The organism is Yinghuangia seranimata (assembly GCF_029953285.1).
GTDB lineage: Bacteria > Actinomycetota > Actinomycetes > Streptomycetales > Streptomycetaceae > Yinghuangia > Yinghuangia seranimata.
In genome coordinates this window covers 140,520-156,987 of the sequence record NZ_JASAOI010000037.1, presented here as the reverse complement: position 1 = coordinate 156,987, position 16,468 = coordinate 140,520, and the positions used below count along the sequence as shown (strand labels likewise).

Genomic DNA, 16,468 nt, shown 5'->3' with positions numbered 1-16,468 from the left:
CACGGTCGGCGATACCGCACAGTTCACACTCCACAGAACTTGAGACAGAGCCCGAGCAGGCCGCGGTCGACGTTCACGAGAACGGGAGGCGTCTCGTGGCCCCTCCCACCGGACCGCCGGAACCAGGAATTGGCCGTACGCCGACATCAGCGGGCTTCATAGGGTGGTCTGATGTTCGATCATTTGGAGATCGTGGTGGTGCCGCCGGGACCCCGGTTCGCTGCCCAGGTGCGGTTCCGGGTCAACGGCGAGGACGTGGTCGAACAGGCGGTTCGCGAAGGCGGCCGCGGACCTTACGCGGCTGATGTGCTGCCGGCCGGCCGCCCCAGCCCTCTCCGGACGATCGACGAGGCACGCCGCCTGGAACTGGGGGAACCGGAGTGCACCGGTGGCTGCTGCGGCTTTTTGACCGTGGTCGTCCAGCGGTTCGGGGAGATCGTGCAGTGGTCGGACTGGGGGATGCCGCGGGAGTCCCCGCTCGACCCCGATCCCTACCCATTGCCGGAGTTCCACTTCGACGCGAGTCAGTACGCCGCCGAATTGGCTCGCGCTGAGGCGGACCGTTCGTGGCAGGTGCGACCGTAGCCCAGCACTGCGCGACCCCCGGTTCGCAGCTCGAGCGACCGGACTGGAACACGCCCACCGTCCGACCAATCCGGATGCCCCGCCCGTGCGCGCCGGTGTGATGGACGTCCGACAGCGAGACCCATGCCGGGAGACCTCATGCGTACGCGCGCCCGCCTTGCCGCCGCCGTGGTGTCGGCCGCCCTTGCCGTGATCGCGGGAGCCGCGGCTCCGGCCGTCGCCGCGCCACCGACCGCGGTCTCGCAGGTGCCGGGCCCTGTCCTTGACGAGGTCCTCAACGACGTCCTCGCGGCCAGCGACATCAACGTGGGCGTCATGAACAGCGCGAACGTGTGCGGCAACAACGCCGCAGTGGCCGACACGGTGATCGCGAGCGGAGGTCTCCTCGGCGACGGGATGCCGCAGGAGGTCTGCTTCGTGCTCCGGGACGAGGAAGAGACCGGCTGACCGCGTCGCCGACGCTGCTCCGTCGCGGCGGGGACTGCGCCCGCCCGCACCGTCCCTGACCTGCCTGCCGGCGGCGGCCTGTCGCGTGCTGTCGGGGCGGCGTGACAGCCGCCTGTCCGCGCAGAAAACCCGGCAGCTGTCGGAAGGGCCGCGGGGTGTGAAGGCGCGCGTGCCCGGGCTCGCCCGTACCGCCTGGTGGCGGCTGGTCACGAGTCGTCAAAACCCGAGCAGCGACCACGCTGGGACCGCAGGACGGCGACGCGAAGCACGCATTGCGCCTCCACACCGCCTCCCCCTCCCGATAGTTGCCGCGGTTTGAAGCGCGGCCGGGCGGCTGTCAAGGCGCCCCCAACAGCACGCGACAGGCCACCTGTCGAAGACCGGTCCACCGCGCCTTGACGGCCGTTCGGCCGCGCGGACAATCCAAAGTCGGGAGGGGGAGATGGCCACCGCCGGCAGACAGGTCCGGGACGGTGCAGGTCTTCGACGTCCATCCCCCAACAGGCGAGGCCCGCAACGCACCTGGCGGCTCGCTCGCACGCTGACGGCGCGTCACGCGGCGGAGTGGGCCAACCTTGTGCCGCAGAAGTCCCCCTGACCCACCACTGCAGGAGCCTCCCCGTGATCAGCCAAGGTGTTCGGGCCTCAGCCACGTGTGGTGCGTGCGGAGGGGCCCTCGCACTCGACCTTGGGCAGACGCTGTTGGGTACCCGTGTCGAGTGGGGGACGGAGGCCTGCTGCCGCACCTGCGGCGAGGCCTGGGCCGAGTGCGGCCGCGGCGCGCACTCCACGCCCGAGGACATCCGCCAGGCCCTGCTCTCCGAACACGGCCCCACCCGCCTACGCCTGGCTGCCCCCGCCCCCGTCAACAGGACGGCCGTGCTGCGCGCCCTTCGGCAGGCGTACAGCCGCACGCTCACCGAAACCCGCGCCCTCGCCGACGCGTTGGCGGGCACCGGTATGACCGGCACCCTCGTCGAGATGGAACGCACGGCGGCGTTCCTGCGCCACGGCGGCGTCGCCGTCACCCTCACGCAGGTCCGCACAGAGGCCCTGGACCGGTAGCGCGCCGACGGCTCGGCCACGAGACCGCACCCCAGCCCCGCCCACGAGCCGGATCCCATGCGACGTTGCCGCGCACGTCCAGGGCGACAGCGTCCTCGTCAGCAACACGGTTACCGCGACGCTCCCAGGGCACGACAGCGCTGAGGCGTCGCACGCATCTCCCAACCACCGGGCCCGGCCATCGCCGGTACTCGTCCGCGCCATAAAGGCGTCCGCGAAAGCCGACACCTCCATGCCGGGCCGCGCCGCGGCCCTCACCCGGAGCGCCGCCGTGATCGGGGGCGTCCGACCCGCGTCCGGCCCGCGCCCGACCCGGGCCAGGCCTCGTCGGCCCCGCAGGGCGGCACCCGCGCGCTCCCGGCTGCGTCGCCGTCGGGCTTGTGTTCGGGCAGGCCGTACCGGTCGGCGCGGGGCCGGCCCTCCGGCGTGCGCGGGGCCAATCCTCCGGCGTGCAGCGCGACCATGTGCCGGCCTCTACCCCCGTCGGGTCGTAGGGCGCCATCAGCCGATCGGTTGATGGGCGTTCGAGCGGGTCGGCCGATGTCCGTACCCCGGCCCGGCGGCGAATCTTGGGGCATGCCGATCATCGAAGTCACCGGACTCCGCAAGGCCTACGGATCCACCACCGCCGTCGACGGCGTCGACCTGTCCGTCGCCGAAGGCGAGATCTTCGGCCTGCTCGGCCCGAACGGCGCCGGGAAGACCACCACCGTCGAGTGCGTCGAGGGCCTGCGCGTCCCCGACGCGGGCACTGTCCGCGTCGCCGGGATGGACCCCGTCGCCGACCGGGACCGGGTCCGGGCGCTGCTCGGGGCGCAGTTGCAGGAGTGTGCGCTGCCCGCCAAGCTCACCGTGCGCGAGGCCCTCGAGCTGTACGCCGCCTGCTACCCCCGCCCCGCCGACTGGCGCGACCTCGCCGAACGCCTCGGCCTCACCGGGCACTTCCACGTCCCGTTCGCCAAGCTGTCCGGCGGCCGCAAGCAGCGCCTGTTCATCGCCCTCGCCCTGATCGGCGCCCCGCGCGTGGTGGTGCTGGACGAGCTCACAACCGGCCTGGACCCCCACGCCCGCCGCGAGACCTGGGACCTGATCGAGGACGTCCGCGACCGCGGCGTGTCCGTCCTGCTGGTCACGCACTTCATGGCGGAGGCCGAACGACTGTGCGACCGCGTCGCCGTCATGGACGCCGGGCGCGTCGTCGCCCTCGACACCCCCGCCGGCCTGGTCCGCCGCTCCGCGCGCGGCACGGTCGTCTCGTTCACCCCGTCCCGCCCGCTCACCGACGCCGAGACCGCCACCCTGCCGGGCGTACGCGCCGTGCGGGTCCGCGGCGACGGCCAGGTCACCATCGAGGGCTCCGACAGCACCGTCGAGGCGGTCGTCGCCCTGCTCGCCCGCCTGCGGGTGACGGCGCATCAGCTCCGTGTCGCGGACGGCACGTTGGAAGGCGCCTACCTGGATCTGACGGACGCTGGGCCCGGCCTGGACAGCGGTGACGAGACGCCGTTCGAGACGCCTGCGTCGGCCGCCGCGGCAGGACAGGCCTGACCCTCAAGGCCGCCGCCGACGCCCCCGCGCTCGCGCCCCGCACCACCACCCCCCACCGCACACCCGCTTTGGAGCCCCCGTGTCCCGCGCCCTGTCCCCCGCATCCGCCGCGATCCTCCGCACCGAGGCACGCCTGTTCGCCCGCGAGCCCGTCAACATGTTCTGGGTGCTCGCCTTCCCGACCGTCCTGCTCGCCGCGCTCGGCGCGATCCCCGCGTTCCGCGAGCACAAGCCCGAGCTCGACGGCCAGAGCGTCATCGCCCTGTACGTGCCGGTCTGCGTCCTGAGCGCCCTGCTCGTCGCCGGCCTGCAGACGATGCCGCCCGTGCTCGTCGGCTACCGAGAACAGGGCGTCCTGCGGCGCCTCGCGCTCACGCCGGTGCGGCCCCGGCAACTGCTGGTCGCCCAGGTCGCGGTGAACGGCGGTGCCGCGCTGGCGTCCGCACTGCTCGCCGTCGTGGTCGGGCGCGTCGCGTTCGGCGTGCCGCTGCCCGGCCAGCCCGCCGGATACCTGCTCGCCCTGGCGTTGGCCACCCTGACCGCGTTCGGCATCGGCGCGATCATCTGCGCGCTGTCCCGCACCATGAAGATCGCGCAGGGCGTCGCGTCGGCGTTCTTCTTCCCGATGATGGGCACCGCCGGCCTGTGGCTGCCGGTGCAGGTCTTCCCGGAACCGCTGCGCGCCATCGTCGACTTCACCCCGTTCGGCGCAGCGGCGGAGGCGCTCAACCAGGCCGGGACCGGCATGTGGCCGTCGTGGTCGCACCTGGGGGTCATGGCGGCGTGGGCCGTGGTGCTGTTCGCCGCCGCGGCGCGCTGGTTCCGCTGGGAGTGACCACAGGGGCGCGTACGCCGACGGAACGCGCCGGAACCACGGACACGACACAGCCCGCACAGACGACGCACACCACGCACACCACGGAGACGACAGGGTCGGGCCACGGGCGTGTACACCGGGCAGGAGCCGGTGCGCGCCCGCGCCGCCGTCCCAGGGAGACTGGCGCCCATGCCCGCACCGACCACGCCCGCCCGGCAGACCGACCCCGTGGACGGTGCGCCCTCCGACACCGCGCCCTCCGACACCGCGGCGGCCGCACGGCAAGCGCTCGACACAGCGGCCGCCCAGCAGGAAACGCCGCCCGCCCCCGGGCTGCCGGCCGACGCGCGCGTCGCGGACGCCCAGGTCGAGGAGCGCTGGGCGCTGTTCTTCCGCTGGGGCCCGTACCTGCTGCTCGCGGCGGCCACCGCCGTGGCGGCCGCGACCCGCACGTCGATCACCTCGCCCACGCGCTGGTACGGCGTCGCGGCCCTCACCGCGGCCGCGCTCGCGCTGCACATGTGGTGGGCGCGCACCAACGCGGCCACCAACGCGGCCACAGACGCGGCCGCCGGCGCGACGACCACCCCACCCGCGCCCGTCGCCCGCGCCCCCCACCGCCGCGCCGCCGCCTTCTACTACGCCGCCCGCTACGCCCTCGCGTTCGCGCTCACCTGGCTCAACCCGTTCTACGCGATCTACGCCGTCCTCGGGTACTTCGACGCCGACCGCCTGCTCCCCGCGCGCCTGGTCCGCGCGGCGCTCCTCGCCACCGCCGTGACGATGGCCGGCTCGCAGGCCGGCGGGCTGCCGCCCGGAAGCCCGGTCGCGTGGGTCGCGTTCGGGGGCCTGTTCGGGCTCAACGCGTGCCTGACGCTGGTGCTGTCCCACCTGTCCGCGCAGGAGACCGAGAACACCCGCGCCAAGGCCGCCATGATCGGCGACCTCGCCGAGGCGAACGCCCGCCTGGAGCGGGCCCTGTCCGAGAACGCCGGGCTGCACGCGCAGCTCCTCGTCCAGGCCCGCGAGGCCGGCGTCGCCGAGGAACGCCGCCGGCTGGCCGCGGAGATCCACGACACCATCGCGCAGGGCCTGGCCGGCATCGTCACGCAGCTCCAGGCCGCCGACGACACCGCCGACACCGACCCCGACACGGCCCGCACCCACGTGCGGCGCGCCGCCGCGCTGGCCCGCGACAGCCTCGGCGAGGCCCGCCGCTCCGTCCACGGCCTGTCCCCGCGCGCGCTCGAACACGACGCGCTGCCGGACGCGTTGCGCAAGACCGTCGCCGCATGGGCGGACGAGACCGGCGTACGCGCCGACCTGACCGTCACCGGCGACGTCGAGCCCCTGCACGGCGAGATCGAGGCGACCCTGCTGCGCATCGCCCAGGAGGCCCTCGCGAACGCCCGCCGTCACGCGGCCGCGTCCCGCGTCGGCGTCACCCTGTCCTACATGGGCGACGAGGTGACCCTCGACGTCCGCGACGACGGCCGCGGCTTCGAGCCCGACGCGCTGGCTCCGCCGGGGCCGGGCGGCGGGTTCGGGCTCGGCGGCATGCGCGCCCGCGCGGAACGCCTCGCCGGGACCGTGGAGATCGAGTCGGAGCCCGGGCAGGGCACGGCGGTGTCGGCCCGCGTACCGTTGGTCCGCCATGCCTGAGACCGACCAGCACGACAGCCCGCACCGCGGCGCCTCCGACGCGCTCCCGCCCCGCCCGCACGGGACCGAACCGGCCCCCATCACGCTCGTCATCGCCGACGACCACCCCGTCGTCCGCGACGGCCTGCGCGGCATGTTCGCCGCCGCCCCCGACTTCGAGGTCCTGGCCGACGCCGCCGACGGGCCGGCCGCCGTCGAACTGGCCGAACGCCTCGACCCGGACGTCGTCCTGATGGACCTGCGCATGCCCGGCGGCGGCGGGGTCGCGGCCATCACCGAGCTCGCCCGGCGCGGCGCCCGCGCCCGCGTCCTGGTGCTGACGACGTACGACACCGACTCCGACACCCTCCCGGCCATCGAGGCGGGCGCCACCGGCTACCTGCTCAAGGACACCCCGCGCGACGAACTCTTCGCCGCCGTGCGCGCCGCGGCCGCCGGACGCACCGTCCTGTCCCCCGCGGTCGCCTCCCGGCTCGTCCAGCGCGTCCGCACGCCCGCCGCCCCGGTCACGACACTCAGCACCCGCGAACGCGAAGTCCTCGAACTGGTCGCCCGCGGCACCTCGAACCGCGAGATCGCCCGAGCCCTGTTCATCAGCGAGGCCACCGTGAAGACCCACCTGACCCACATCTTCGCCAAACTCGACGCCAACGACCGCGCCTCCGCCGTCGCCGCCGGCTACACCCGCGGGATCCTCGGCTGACACCAGCCCCGTTGCCTTGTTCCCGCGACCTCGCCGGTCCACGTCCCGGGCTACGGTGTCGGGCGGGCGTCGCGCCCAGCGCGCGTCGGATGATGCTTCCGCCACGGAGGACGCGTGTACGAACTGTCCGCGGTGATCGCGGATTTCGAGCTGCTGTGCGGCTGCGCCGCCGAGGCCGGCGATGTGCCGGTGCCGGTGGCGGCGTTGCGGGACGGCTTGGGGCTGGTGCCGGCCGAGGACGTGCCGCTGCACGGGGTGTCCGTGCCGGGAACGCGGCCGGGCGGGCCCAGGTCGGGTGAGCCGCTCACGTCCGTGCCCCCCGCGCTGGAGGCGGTGCTGTCGCGCTGGTCCCGGCGCGGGCCGGTCGCCTATGTGGAGGCCGAGTTCTTCGGCGGTGCCGGATCGCAGGCCGCTGTCGTGTGGCGGGCCGGGGTCCGGCAGTGGGGCCCTGCGTACGACGACGAGTTCACGGGACCACGCCCGCACTGGCCGATCAACCACGCACTGGCCCTGCTCGGTGCCGTCCGGGCCGACCAGCCGTCCGGACGCGACGGCGCGGCCCCGCGATACGTCGACCTGTTCCACCGCGCCGGGCTGGGCTGGGAACGCGGCAGTGACGCCTGGCGCGCCGCCGGCCGGGCCGTCAGGGCCTCGGGCCACGCGGCGGCACTGGCACAGCGGGAGGCGCGGTTCCTGGCGGCCGCCGACACCGAACGCCGCAGGCAGGTCGACGAGCTGCCCGCCGTCCTGGACGGCCGGACGATCATGGACGTGCTCGGGCTCCCTCCCGGGCCGGCGGTCGGCGCAGCGGCGCGGTACCTCAAGGAGTTGGCGCAAGAACACGGTCCCTTGACCCGGGACGAGGCGGTCTCGGCACTACGCGCCTGGCGTCGGCGCGGCACGGCATGATCGGGCGATGGCCAACCCCCACCTGACCGACGGCAGCGTGTGGCTGCTGCGCCACGGCGACCGCGACGTCGCCCGCCTGACGGTGACCGGCGCCGACATGCCGTGGACGTTCGCCGACGTCGAACCGCTCCCCGCCTTCGACGAGTTCCGCGCCGTCTTCGCCGACCAGGAGCAGGCCCTGGAGGCGGGCGACGACGAACTGTTCGACGCCTGCTACGACCGCATCCGCGCCGACCTGACCCTGCTGTTCCCGGACGGCCGCCCGGTCGCCGAGTTCCTCCTGCACGTCCACGCCGACGGCACCGCGTCATGGCGCTGGACCGACGAGCCCTTCGACGACACCGAAGACTGACGCCCCGGGACGGGCACACCGGCGGAACCGGGGCACGACATGCCTGGGCACCGCAGCCCCCAACCACGCCGAACCGGGCCCGGGCGTACGCGGTTCCGTGCTTCCGCTTGCTCCGCCCTCGGCGGAACCTCGCGCCCGCGTCCGCCGGACCGGGCAGGGATGACGGTGACCGGCCGCTGCCGCGCCCGGGCCGGGGTGGGGCGGCGACACGCCGGAGGCCGCGATATCCCGGAGGCGCCATGCCCACGCCCGCTCCCTACGACGCCGTCGCCGACTGGTACGAGACCGAGTTCCTCACCCGCGACCCGTCCTCCGACGGCCATCCGCTCGGCCTCGGCCACCTGTTGGACGACCTCCTCGGCCCCGGCACCGGACCCTGCCTGGAGATCGGCTGCGGCACCGGCGTCCACGCGGACCGTGTCCGGGCGCTCGGGTGGACGCCGTTCGGGCTCGACCTGTCGCACGGCATGCTGCGCCACGCCCACACCCGCGGACGCCTGCCGGTCGTGTGCGGGGACGCGGCGCGGCTGCCCGTCGCATCCGTCGTCCTGCTGGCCGCCGTGGCGGTGATGGTGCACACCGACATGCCCGACTACCCGCGGGTGCTGCGCGAGGTCGCCCGGGTGCTGCGCCCGGGCGGGGTGTTCGTGCACATCGGCGTCCACCCGTGCTTCTGCGGCGGGTTCGCCGACCGCAGCGACCCGGACGCGATCCTCGTGCGCCCCGGCTACCTGGACGGCGCGTGGACGCGGAAGTCGTGGACCGCGCAGGGCGTCCGCGACAAGGTCGGCGCCACCCACCTGCCGCTCCCTGCCCTGCTGGGCGCGTTCGTGGACGCCGGGCTGCGCCTGGAGCGGTTCGCGGAGAGCGGCTCGCCGACGCCGATCGTGTTCGCGGTACGGGCGGTCCGGGCCCGCCGGTGACCCGGACTCCGGCTTCGGAGCCGCCTCGTCGCCGTGCCCGCCGCCGGGCGGCTACGCACGGACGGGGGCGGTGGTTCACCCGGTCGGCGTGGTGGGGAACTCGGTTGCCGCGTCGGGCGGGCCGGACGTAGCCTCCTGGGAACGCGTCGACGGAGAACGAGTAGCCGCCGGACCGGGCAGGTAGGAGAGAGCCGCCCCTCGTTGCGAAGGCGGACCTGTCCCCGGTGGTGAAGACCCTCCCGAGTGCGGGGAGGAACGGCCCGGCCCCGGGCCCCATGCCCCGCCGGCCGGCCCCCGTCACCGGGCCGCTCGAAGGCCCCGCCACGCCGTCGACCGTCACGGTCGAGGGCTGGCGGCGGCGAAAGTGCGGTGGCACCGCGAGTCCCCTTCTCGCCCGCACTCCCAAGGGATCAGCACGCACCCCCGCGAGGCCTGTGATGATCTCCCGTTCTACTCCAGCGAGTTCCGCGACTCCGTCGGCTCCCGAGCCGCCCGGGCCTTCCGCGGCTCACGCCGCCCACTCGGCTCATTCCGCTTCCTCCGCTTCCTCCGCTGCCGCCGCCAGGACGCTGGCCGCCGATCTGCCGGCCCGTGTCGGCGAGCAGGTGGTGCTGCGCGGCTGGCTGCACCGCCGCCGGGTCCTGAAGTCGGCGACGTTCCTCGTCGTCCGCGACCGCACCGGGCTCGCGCAGGCCGTTGCGGTCGGCCCGCACGCGGCCGGGCTGCCGGACCTGACCGAGGAGACCGTCGTCGAGGTCGCCGGCACCGCGACCGCGAACCCGCAGGCGCCCGGCGGCGTCGAGGTGACGTCTCCGACCGTGACGGTGCTGTCGTCCCGGGCGGCCGCGCCGCCGTTCGACCTGTACCGGCCGAGCGTGTCCGCGGCGCTGCCGACGGTCCTCGACCACGCGCCGGTCGCGCTGCGGCATCCGCTGCTGCGCGCCCCCCACGCGATCGCGGCCGCGTCGACGGCCGGGTTCCGCGCGGTGCTGGACGCGGCCGGGTTCACCGAGATCCACACGCCAAAGATCGTCGCGTCGGCGACCGAGTCGGGTGCGAACGTGTTCGGTGTCGACTGGTTCGGATCACGCGCGTTCCTGGCGCAGTCGCCGCAGTTCTTCAAACAGGCGATGGTCGGCGTGTTCGAGCGCGTGTACGAGACGGGGCCGGTGTTCCGCGCCGAACCCCACGACACCGCGCGGCACCTCGCCCAGTACACCTCGCTCGACGCCGAGCTCGGGTTCGTCGCCGACCACCGGGACGTGATGGCCGTCGTCCGCGAGGTCCTGGCCGGCATGGCCGCCGCCGTGGCGGAGCGGGCCGGGGCGGAGTGCGCGCTGCTCGGCGTCGATCTCCCGCGCGTCCCGGAGGAGATCCCGCACGTGCACTTCGCCGACGCGCAGGAGCTGCTCGCCGCGCACACCGGCGAGGACCCGCGCGGCGAACCGGACCTCGCGCCCGCGCACGAGCGGTGGCTGTCGCAGTGGGCGGTGCGCGAGCACGGCAGCGAGTTCCTGTTCGTCACCGGCTACCCGATGGCGAAGCGGCCGTTCTACACGCACCCCGAGCCGGGCCGGGAGGCGTACTCGAACAGCTTCGACCTGCTCTTCCGCGGCCTGGAACTGGTCACCGGCGGGCAGCGGCTGCACCGGTACGAGGACTACGTTGCGGCGCTCGCGGCCCGCGGCGAGGCGGCCGAGCCGTACGCCGGCTACCTGGCGGCGTTCCGGCACGGGATGCCGCCGCACGGCGGGTTCGCGCTCGGCCTGGAGCGGTGGACGGCGCGGCTGGTCGGGGCGGAGAACGTGCGCAGCGCGACGCTGTTCCCGCGTGACCTGCACCGGTTGACGCCGTAGGCGCGGGGCGGTCGGGGGGTCCGTCCGGGACGGGACGGGCGGACCCCTGCCGGCCGCCGCCAGCGGTGAGTGGTCGTGCCCGACGAGGCCCGACGAGGCCTGCCGACCTCCCGGCTCCCGTACCCCCAGGTCCCGTACCCCGCCCCGCCCTTCGGCCGCGAACCCGTCCGCCGACGCCCCGGGTTTGCGTTCGAGCGCGCTCGAAGGCCTAGCGTCCCCGGCATGACGACGACACAGACCTGGATCATCACCGGCGCGTCCCGCGGCCTGGGCCGCGCCCTGGCGGAGGCGGCGCTGGCGGCGGGCGACCGTGTGACGGCGGCGGTGCGGCGGCCGGAGAGCGTGGCGGACCTTGCGGCGGCCTACCCGGAGCGTTGCCTGGTCGCGGAGTTCGACGCCCGCGACACCGCTGCGGCCGACGGCCTCGTGCGGGACACCCTGGAGCGTTTCGGCCGGCTCGACGTGCTGGTCAACAACGCGGGCCGGGCCGTGGTCGGCGCGGTCGAGGAGCTCGGCGACGCGCCGCTGCGCGAGTTGATGGAGCTGCACCTGTTCGGCCCCGCCGCGCTGGTCCGCGCGGCGCTGCCCGCGATGCGCGCGCAGGGCTCGGGGACGATCGTGCAGATGAGCAGCCAGGGCGGCCGCATGTCGTTCCCGGGCGTGTCGGCGTACTCGGCGTCGAAGTTCGCGCTGGAGGGCTGGTCGGAGGCGCTGGCCGGGGAGGTGGCGCCGTTCGGGGTGCGGGTGCTGATCGTGGAGCCGAGCCGGTTCCGGACCGGGTTCAACGCCGCCGACGTGCTGGAGTTCGCCGAGCCGTCCGAGGTGTACGGGGAGCTGCTCGACGGGGTCCGGGCGGACATGGCCGGGGCCGACGGCGCCCAGGAGGGCGACCCGGTGCGGGCGGCGGAGATCCTCGTCGGGCTCGCGCACGGCGACGAGGTGCCGTTGCGGCTGCCGCTCGGGAGCGAGGCGGTCGAGCGCATCTCGGGCGCGTACCGGCGCGGCCTGGCCGAGGTCGAGCGGTGGGCGGACACCGCCCGCGGCGCGGACTTCGCCGGCGTCCCGGCGTCGGCCCGGGCGATCTAGGGTTGACGGTCATGCCCACCGACGACCTGATGACCAGGGCCCTGGAGTCCTTCGGGGACGACGACGCCCTGTCCGTCGAGGCGCTGCTCCGCCTCACCGACACCGCCGCGGCGACCGAGGCGATGACGATCGCGGAGGTCGCCGACCTCCTCGACCTGTCGCCCCACACGCTGCGCTACTACGAGCGGGCCGGGCTGGTGGACGTGCCCCGCGACGCCAACGGCCACCGCGTGTACGACACCGAGGCGGTGCGGCGGCTGGTGTTCCTGACCCGGATGCGGCTGTCCGGCATGCCGATGCGCGACCTCCAGCACTACATCGCGCTCGTCGACGCCGGCGAGCACACCGAGCCGGAGCGCCTCGACATGCTCATCGAGCACCGCGACACGATCCGCCGCCGGATGCGCGAGCTGACGCTGTCCCTCGCCGCGACCGAGTACAAGATCGCGACGTACGGCGGGTCGGCGGGTCCGGACGTTCCGGACCTGTGACGGCCGCCCCGCCGTACGCGGCGGAGAGCCGCCCCGCCGGCCGGCCTCGTCGTGGACGCGGTGCCCCCGTGTCCGGTGAGGCGGGTCGACGGTCGTGCCGACCTGCGGCTGGGTGATGATGGACGTCGGCGAGGAGCGGCACTGTTCCGAAAGGGCGGCGGGTGAGCGGGCACGACGCTGAGCCGGGTGCGTACGACCCGCCACAGCCGCGGTCGGCCGCCGACCGCCTGCTGTCGGTGTTGGACGCGTTCGACTTCGACCATCCCGCGCTCACGCTGACGGAGATCAGCCGCCGTGCGGACCTCCCGTTGCCCACCGCGCACCGGGTGGTCGCCGCACTGGCGCGCTGGGGTGCCCTGGAGCGGGACGGGTCCGGGGCGTACCACATCGGATTGCGCCTGTGGGAGGTCGCCACCCTCGCACCCCGGGGACTGGGCCTGCGGCAGGCCGCGCTGCCGTTCCTCGAAGACCTGTACGAAACCACCCACGAGAACGTCCAACTGGCGGTCCGCGACGGTTTCGAGGTCCTCTTCATCGAACGCATCTTCGGCCAGTCGGCGGTCGGTGTCCGCACGCGCGTCGGCGGACGCTGGCCGCTGCACGCCACCGGCGTCGGCCTGGCGCTGCTCGCGCATGCCGACCGCGCGGTCGTCGACGAGGTGTGCGGCAGCCTGCAGGCTTCCTACACCCCGTACACGATCACCGACCCCGTGCATCTGCGCCGCGTGCTGGCCGATGTGCGGGCGACGGGCTGCGCGGTGAGCGACCGCCAGATCACCGACGACGCGGTGTCGGTGGCCGCGCCGGTGTTCGGACCGCACGGCGACGTCGTCGCAGCCGTCTCCGTTGTCGCGCCCGTGCGCACGACCCAGCCGCACGCCCTCGTGCCGGTGGTCCGGCTCGCCGCCCGGGGGATCTCGCGGGCACTGGGCCGCCCGCAGCGCTGAACCCGCGCGACCTCGGCGGCGTGCCGCGCCGGGTCCGGAACCGGGTTTCGCGCCCGGAGCGCCTCGACGGGCGCCGTGGTCTTTCGCTGGGCGGAAGTTCCGTTGCGGTGAGGGACGGCCCGCCGCGAGCCTGTCCGCGACATCCCCGGAACTCGTCGCCGCTGGAGGCACCATGACGGAGTTTGTGCGCAATCAGTGGTACGTCGCGGCGTATGCCGAGGAGGTGGCTCGGGACCTGCTCGGCCGCACGATCCTGGGCGAGCCCCTCGTCCTGTTCCGCTCCGAGGAGGACGGTGCCGTGGTCGCGCTGGCCGACCGCTGCGTGCACCGCCGCTACCCGCTCTCGGCGAGCAGCCTGGAGAACGACACCGTCGTGTGCGGCTACCACGGCTTCACGTACGACCGGACCGGGGCGTGTGTCCGGGTGCCCGGGCAGACCCGCATACCGCGCACGGCGCGGGTGGCCGCATACCCCGTCGTGGAGCGGGACTCCCTGGTGTGGGTGTGGATCGGCAGCCCGGACCTCGCCGACCCGGCGGCCGTGCCGCGGGCGCGGCACCTGGACGCCCCGGGCTGGGCGACCGTCCGCGGCATGGAGCCGATCGACGCCGACTACGGTCTGCTGGTCGACAACCTGCTCGACCTGTCGCACGAGACCTACCTGCACAACGGCTACATCGGCACACCCGAGGTCGCGGAGAGCCCGATCACCACCGACGTCGACGAGGACGCCCGCGTCGTGCGCGTGAGCAGGCGCATGGCGGACGCCGCGTGCCCGCCGTTCTACGCCCGCTCCACGGGCATCGCCGGCCGCATCACGCGGTGGCAGGACATCGAGTACTTCGCGCCGTGCCTGTACCTGCTGCACAGCCGGATCTCCCCGGTCGGTGAGCCGGAGCGGGTGTTCCGTACGGAGATCACGTACGCCATCACCCCGTCGGCCCCCGGCACGGTGTACGACTTCTGGGCGGTGTCCCGCGACTTCGCGACGGACGACGCCGAGCTGGACGCCTTCCTGTACGACTTCAACCGCGAGGTCGTCATCCAGGACGTCGACGCGCTCAATCTGCTCCAGCGGACGCTCGACACGGAGCCGGAGGGCTACCAGGAGCTGAGCATCGGCATCGACACGGGCGCCCTCGCGGCCCGTCGCATGCTGGCCGCCCTGGCGGCCGCCGCCGTGCCCGGCTCGGCCGCGGTGACGCCGTGAGCGAGCCGACCCTGGAGCCGACCCTCGAACTGACCGTCGCGGCCCGCACCGCACCGGCCGACGGCGTCGTGGCCCTGACGCTGCGCCGGTCCGACGGCGGGGCCCTGCCGGGGTGGACGCCGGGAGCGCACGTCGACGTGCTGCTCCCCGACGGGATGACCCGCCAGTACTCGCTGTGCGGCAGCCCCGACGACCGCGCGGCGTGGCGCGTCGCGGTGCTGAAGGAGCCCGGCGGCCGCGGCGGATCCGCGTACGTCCACGCCCGGCTCACCCCCGGCGCACGGGTGCGCGTGCGGGGGCCGCGCAACCACTTCGTCCTGGAACCCGCGGCCCGCTACCGGTTCATCGCGGGCGGCATCGGCATCACGCCCATCTTGCCGATGCTCGCCCAGGCACAGGCCGCCGGAGCCGAGTGGACCCTGCTCTACGGCGGACGCACGCGCGGGTCGATGGCGTTCCTGGACGAACTGGAGGGCTACGGCGATCGGGTGCGGATCGCGCCGCACGACGAGAGCGGACTGCTCGACGTCGCCGACCACCTGCGAGGCGCGGCCCCGGGCACGCTCGTGTACTGCTGCGGGCCGGGGCCGTTGCTCGACGCGGTGGGCCGGTGCCGGCCGGACGACGCCCTGCGGATCGAGCGGTTCCGGCCGGCCGCGGACGACGCGGCCCCCCGCACCGGCTTCACGGTCGTCCTGGCACGCTCCGGGCGGACCCTGCCCGTGGCGCCGACGGCGTCGGTCCTGGAGACCGTGCGGGCGGCCGGGATCGAGGTGCTCTACTCCTGTGCCGAAGGCACCTGCGGCACCTGCGAGACCGACGTGCTGGACGGTGTGCCGGACCACCGCGACAGTGTGCTGACAGCGGCGGAACGCGCGGCGGGCGACACCATGATGATCTGCGTGTCGCGCTGCACGGGGCCGCGCCTCGTGCTCGATCTGTGAGTGATCATCTCCGGAGAGCCGCGCCGCGCCCACCGTTCAGGCCGGTTGGACGACTTCAAGCCGTCGGCGGCGTGGACGAGTTCACGCAGGTGTCACGTGCGCGTCTACCTCGCGGGCTCCTCACCCTGGTCGCGGCCGGCTGCCTCCTGCTGCTCGGCGTCCAGGCCGCTCCAGCGTCCGCGGCCATCGGCGCATCTACGGCCGTCTACAGCGAGGGCGCGTCCGCCCCGCCGCCGCGCTCCCCGCTCTCGGCCTGTCGTTTGCGCTGGTAGTGGGCCTTGCCCTTGGTCGCGTTCCCGCACGTGCCCATGTCGCACCAGCGGCGGCGGCCGCCTCGGGAGGTGTCGATGAACAGCCAGCCGCAGCGGGGGCCGGGGCAGACGCGGGTGCGTTCGTGGGGCAGGTCGCGCAGCAGGTCCAGGGCCTGGAGGGCGAGTTCGTCGGCGAGGTAGTCCAGTCCCGACGCCTCGGCGGCGGCCGCGAGCCGCGCCGTGTCGCCGTGGACGGTGAGGCGGGCGCGGGCGGCGGCGTGCTTCCAGTGCCGCTCGACCCGTTCCAGTGCTCCGGCCGGGGGCGGGGCGTCGTCGTGCGCGAGGAGTGCGGTGACAACGTCGTGGAGGGCCTCGCGCAGGTCGCGGGCGCGGTCGAGGGCCTGTGCGGCGGCGCGGGGCTCGGCCTCCGCCGCCCGGGCCAGGCGGGCGAGGACCGCCGGGTCGAACCGGCCGGTGAGGGCGGCCCATTCCAGCAGGCGCGGGTAGCCGTCGAGCCAGTCGATCGGCTCGGGGCCGCGGGCGGTGACGGTGTTGAGCAGGTCGACGACGACGTGTCCGCCGACCAGGTCGCGGGGCCGGAAGGTGTGCGCCTGGATGGTTCCCGTCACGTAGGTCCGCCTCTCGTGGGCTTGCGCCGCCTCATTCCAACCA

Annotated in this window: 17 protein-coding genes; 16 read left to right on the top strand and 1 reads right to left on the bottom strand. The window is 74.6% G+C overall.

All coding sequences use genetic code 11. The annotated features are described in order from the left end of the window. Nucleotides 1-171: 171 nt before the first annotated feature. The 16 genes from QI554_RS23575 to QI554_RS23500 all read left to right on the top strand — a co-directional run bounded on the left by QI554_RS23575 (nucleotide 172) and on the right by QI554_RS23500 (nucleotide 15,545). Nucleotides 172-585, top strand: a complete 414-nt coding sequence (locus QI554_RS23575; RefSeq protein WP_281472201.1) for a hypothetical protein — start codon at nucleotides 172-174, stop codon at nucleotides 583-585. A 138-nt stretch (nucleotides 586-723) separates the two neighbouring features. Continuing rightward, entirely contained in the window at nucleotides 724-1,032 is a 309-nt protein-coding gene (locus QI554_RS23570; RefSeq protein WP_281472200.1) for a hypothetical protein, read from the top strand. A 702-nt stretch (nucleotides 1,033-1,734) separates the two neighbouring features. Then, nucleotides 1,735-2,097, top strand: coding sequence for a hypothetical protein (locus QI554_RS23565; RefSeq protein ID WP_281472199.1), 363 nt, complete (start codon nucleotides 1,735-1,737; stop codon nucleotides 2,095-2,097). Between the two features lie 576 nt (nucleotides 2,098-2,673). Then, nucleotides 2,674-3,645: an ABC transporter ATP-binding protein gene (locus QI554_RS23560; protein ID WP_281472198.1), complete on the top strand. Its 972-nt coding sequence runs from the start codon at nucleotides 2,674-2,676 to the stop codon at nucleotides 3,643-3,645. Nucleotides 3,646-3,724: 79 nt separating this feature from the next. Beyond that, on the top strand, nucleotides 3,725-4,480 hold the full coding sequence (locus QI554_RS23555) for an ABC transporter permease (RefSeq protein WP_281472197.1): 756 nt from the start codon (nucleotides 3,725-3,727) through the stop codon (nucleotides 4,478-4,480). A 171-nt stretch (nucleotides 4,481-4,651) separates the two neighbouring features. Next, nucleotides 4,652-6,124, top strand: coding sequence for a sensor histidine kinase (locus tag QI554_RS23550; protein ID WP_281472196.1), 1,473 nt, complete (start codon nucleotides 4,652-4,654; stop codon nucleotides 6,122-6,124). Further along, nucleotides 6,117-6,827, top strand: coding sequence for a response regulator (locus QI554_RS23545; RefSeq protein WP_281472195.1), 711 nt, complete (start codon nucleotides 6,117-6,119; stop codon nucleotides 6,825-6,827). Before QI554_RS23550 ends, QI554_RS23545 begins: the two co-directional genes overlap by 8 nt. A gap of 114 nt (nucleotides 6,828-6,941) precedes the next feature. Continuing rightward, nucleotides 6,942-7,736 carry a hypothetical protein gene (locus tag QI554_RS23540; protein ID WP_281472194.1) on the top strand — a complete coding sequence of 265 codons (795 nt, stop codon included), beginning with the start codon at nucleotides 6,942-6,944 and terminating at the stop codon, nucleotides 7,734-7,736. A 7-nt stretch (nucleotides 7,737-7,743) separates the two neighbouring features. Then, a complete protein-coding gene (locus tag QI554_RS23535; RefSeq protein WP_281472193.1) occupies nucleotides 7,744-8,088 on the top strand; it encodes a hypothetical protein in 345 nt (114 codons plus the stop codon). 239 nt (nucleotides 8,089-8,327) lie between these two features. Further along, nucleotides 8,328-9,011: a class I SAM-dependent methyltransferase gene (locus tag QI554_RS23530; protein ID WP_281472192.1), complete on the top strand. Its 684-nt coding sequence runs from the start codon at nucleotides 8,328-8,330 to the stop codon at nucleotides 9,009-9,011. A gap of 605 nt (nucleotides 9,012-9,616) precedes the next feature. Then, nucleotides 9,617-10,867, top strand: coding sequence for an aspartate--tRNA(Asn) ligase (gene aspS / locus QI554_RS23525; RefSeq protein WP_281472191.1), 1,251 nt, complete (start codon nucleotides 9,617-9,619; stop codon nucleotides 10,865-10,867). Nucleotides 10,868-11,089: 222 nt separating this feature from the next. Beyond that, nucleotides 11,090-11,953 (top strand): SDR family NAD(P)-dependent oxidoreductase, encoded by an 864-nt coding sequence (locus QI554_RS23520; RefSeq protein WP_281472190.1) that lies wholly within the window; start codon nucleotides 11,090-11,092, stop codon nucleotides 11,951-11,953. A gap of 11 nt (nucleotides 11,954-11,964) precedes the next feature. Continuing rightward, nucleotides 11,965-12,444 carry a MerR family transcriptional regulator gene (locus QI554_RS23515; RefSeq protein WP_281472189.1) on the top strand — a complete coding sequence of 160 codons (480 nt, stop codon included), beginning with the start codon at nucleotides 11,965-11,967 and terminating at the stop codon, nucleotides 12,442-12,444. 161 nt (nucleotides 12,445-12,605) lie between these two features. Continuing rightward, nucleotides 12,606-13,391, top strand: a complete 786-nt coding sequence (locus QI554_RS23510) for an IclR family transcriptional regulator (protein WP_281472188.1) — start codon at nucleotides 12,606-12,608, stop codon at nucleotides 13,389-13,391. 172 nt (nucleotides 13,392-13,563) lie between these two features. Continuing rightward, nucleotides 13,564-14,601 (top strand): aromatic ring-hydroxylating dioxygenase subunit alpha, encoded by a 1,038-nt coding sequence (locus tag QI554_RS23505; RefSeq protein ID WP_281472187.1) that lies wholly within the window; start codon nucleotides 13,564-13,566, stop codon nucleotides 14,599-14,601. Continuing rightward, entirely contained in the window at nucleotides 14,598-15,545 is a 948-nt protein-coding gene (locus tag QI554_RS23500; protein ID WP_281472186.1) for a PDR/VanB family oxidoreductase, read from the top strand. Before QI554_RS23505 ends, QI554_RS23500 begins: the two co-directional genes overlap by 4 nt. Before the next feature lie 205 nt (nucleotides 15,546-15,750). Here QI554_RS23500 and QI554_RS23495 read toward each other — a convergent pair whose 3' ends face one another. After that, entirely contained in the window at nucleotides 15,751-16,425 is a 675-nt protein-coding gene (locus tag QI554_RS23495) for a CGNR zinc finger domain-containing protein (protein WP_281472185.1), read from the bottom strand. Between the last annotated feature and the right edge of the window lie 43 nt (nucleotides 16,426-16,468).

Coding starts and splice junctions, on each gene's coding strand:
- QI554_RS23545 (WP_281472195.1), top strand. CDS start 6,117: ATGCCTGAGACCGACCAGCACGACAGCCCGCACCGCGGCGCCTCCGAC.
- QI554_RS23515 (WP_281472189.1), top strand. CDS start 11,965: ATGCCCACCGACGACCTGATGACCAGGGCCCTGGAGTCCTTCGGGGAC.
- QI554_RS23550 (WP_281472196.1), top strand. CDS start 4,652: ATGCCCGCACCGACCACGCCCGCCCGGCAGACCGACCCCGTGGACGGT.
- QI554_RS23535 (WP_281472193.1), top strand. CDS start 7,744: ATGGCCAACCCCCACCTGACCGACGGCAGCGTGTGGCTGCTGCGCCAC.
- QI554_RS23520 (WP_281472190.1), top strand. CDS start 11,090: ATGACGACGACACAGACCTGGATCATCACCGGCGCGTCCCGCGGCCTG.
- QI554_RS23575 (WP_281472201.1), top strand. CDS start 172: ATGTTCGATCATTTGGAGATCGTGGTGGTGCCGCCGGGACCCCGGTTC.
- QI554_RS23570 (WP_281472200.1), top strand. CDS start 724: ATGCGTACGCGCGCCCGCCTTGCCGCCGCCGTGGTGTCGGCCGCCCTT.
- QI554_RS23530 (WP_281472192.1), top strand. CDS start 8,328: ATGCCCACGCCCGCTCCCTACGACGCCGTCGCCGACTGGTACGAGACC.
- QI554_RS23560 (WP_281472198.1), top strand. CDS start 2,674: ATGCCGATCATCGAAGTCACCGGACTCCGCAAGGCCTACGGATCCACC.
- QI554_RS23505 (WP_281472187.1), top strand. CDS start 13,564: ATGACGGAGTTTGTGCGCAATCAGTGGTACGTCGCGGCGTATGCCGAG.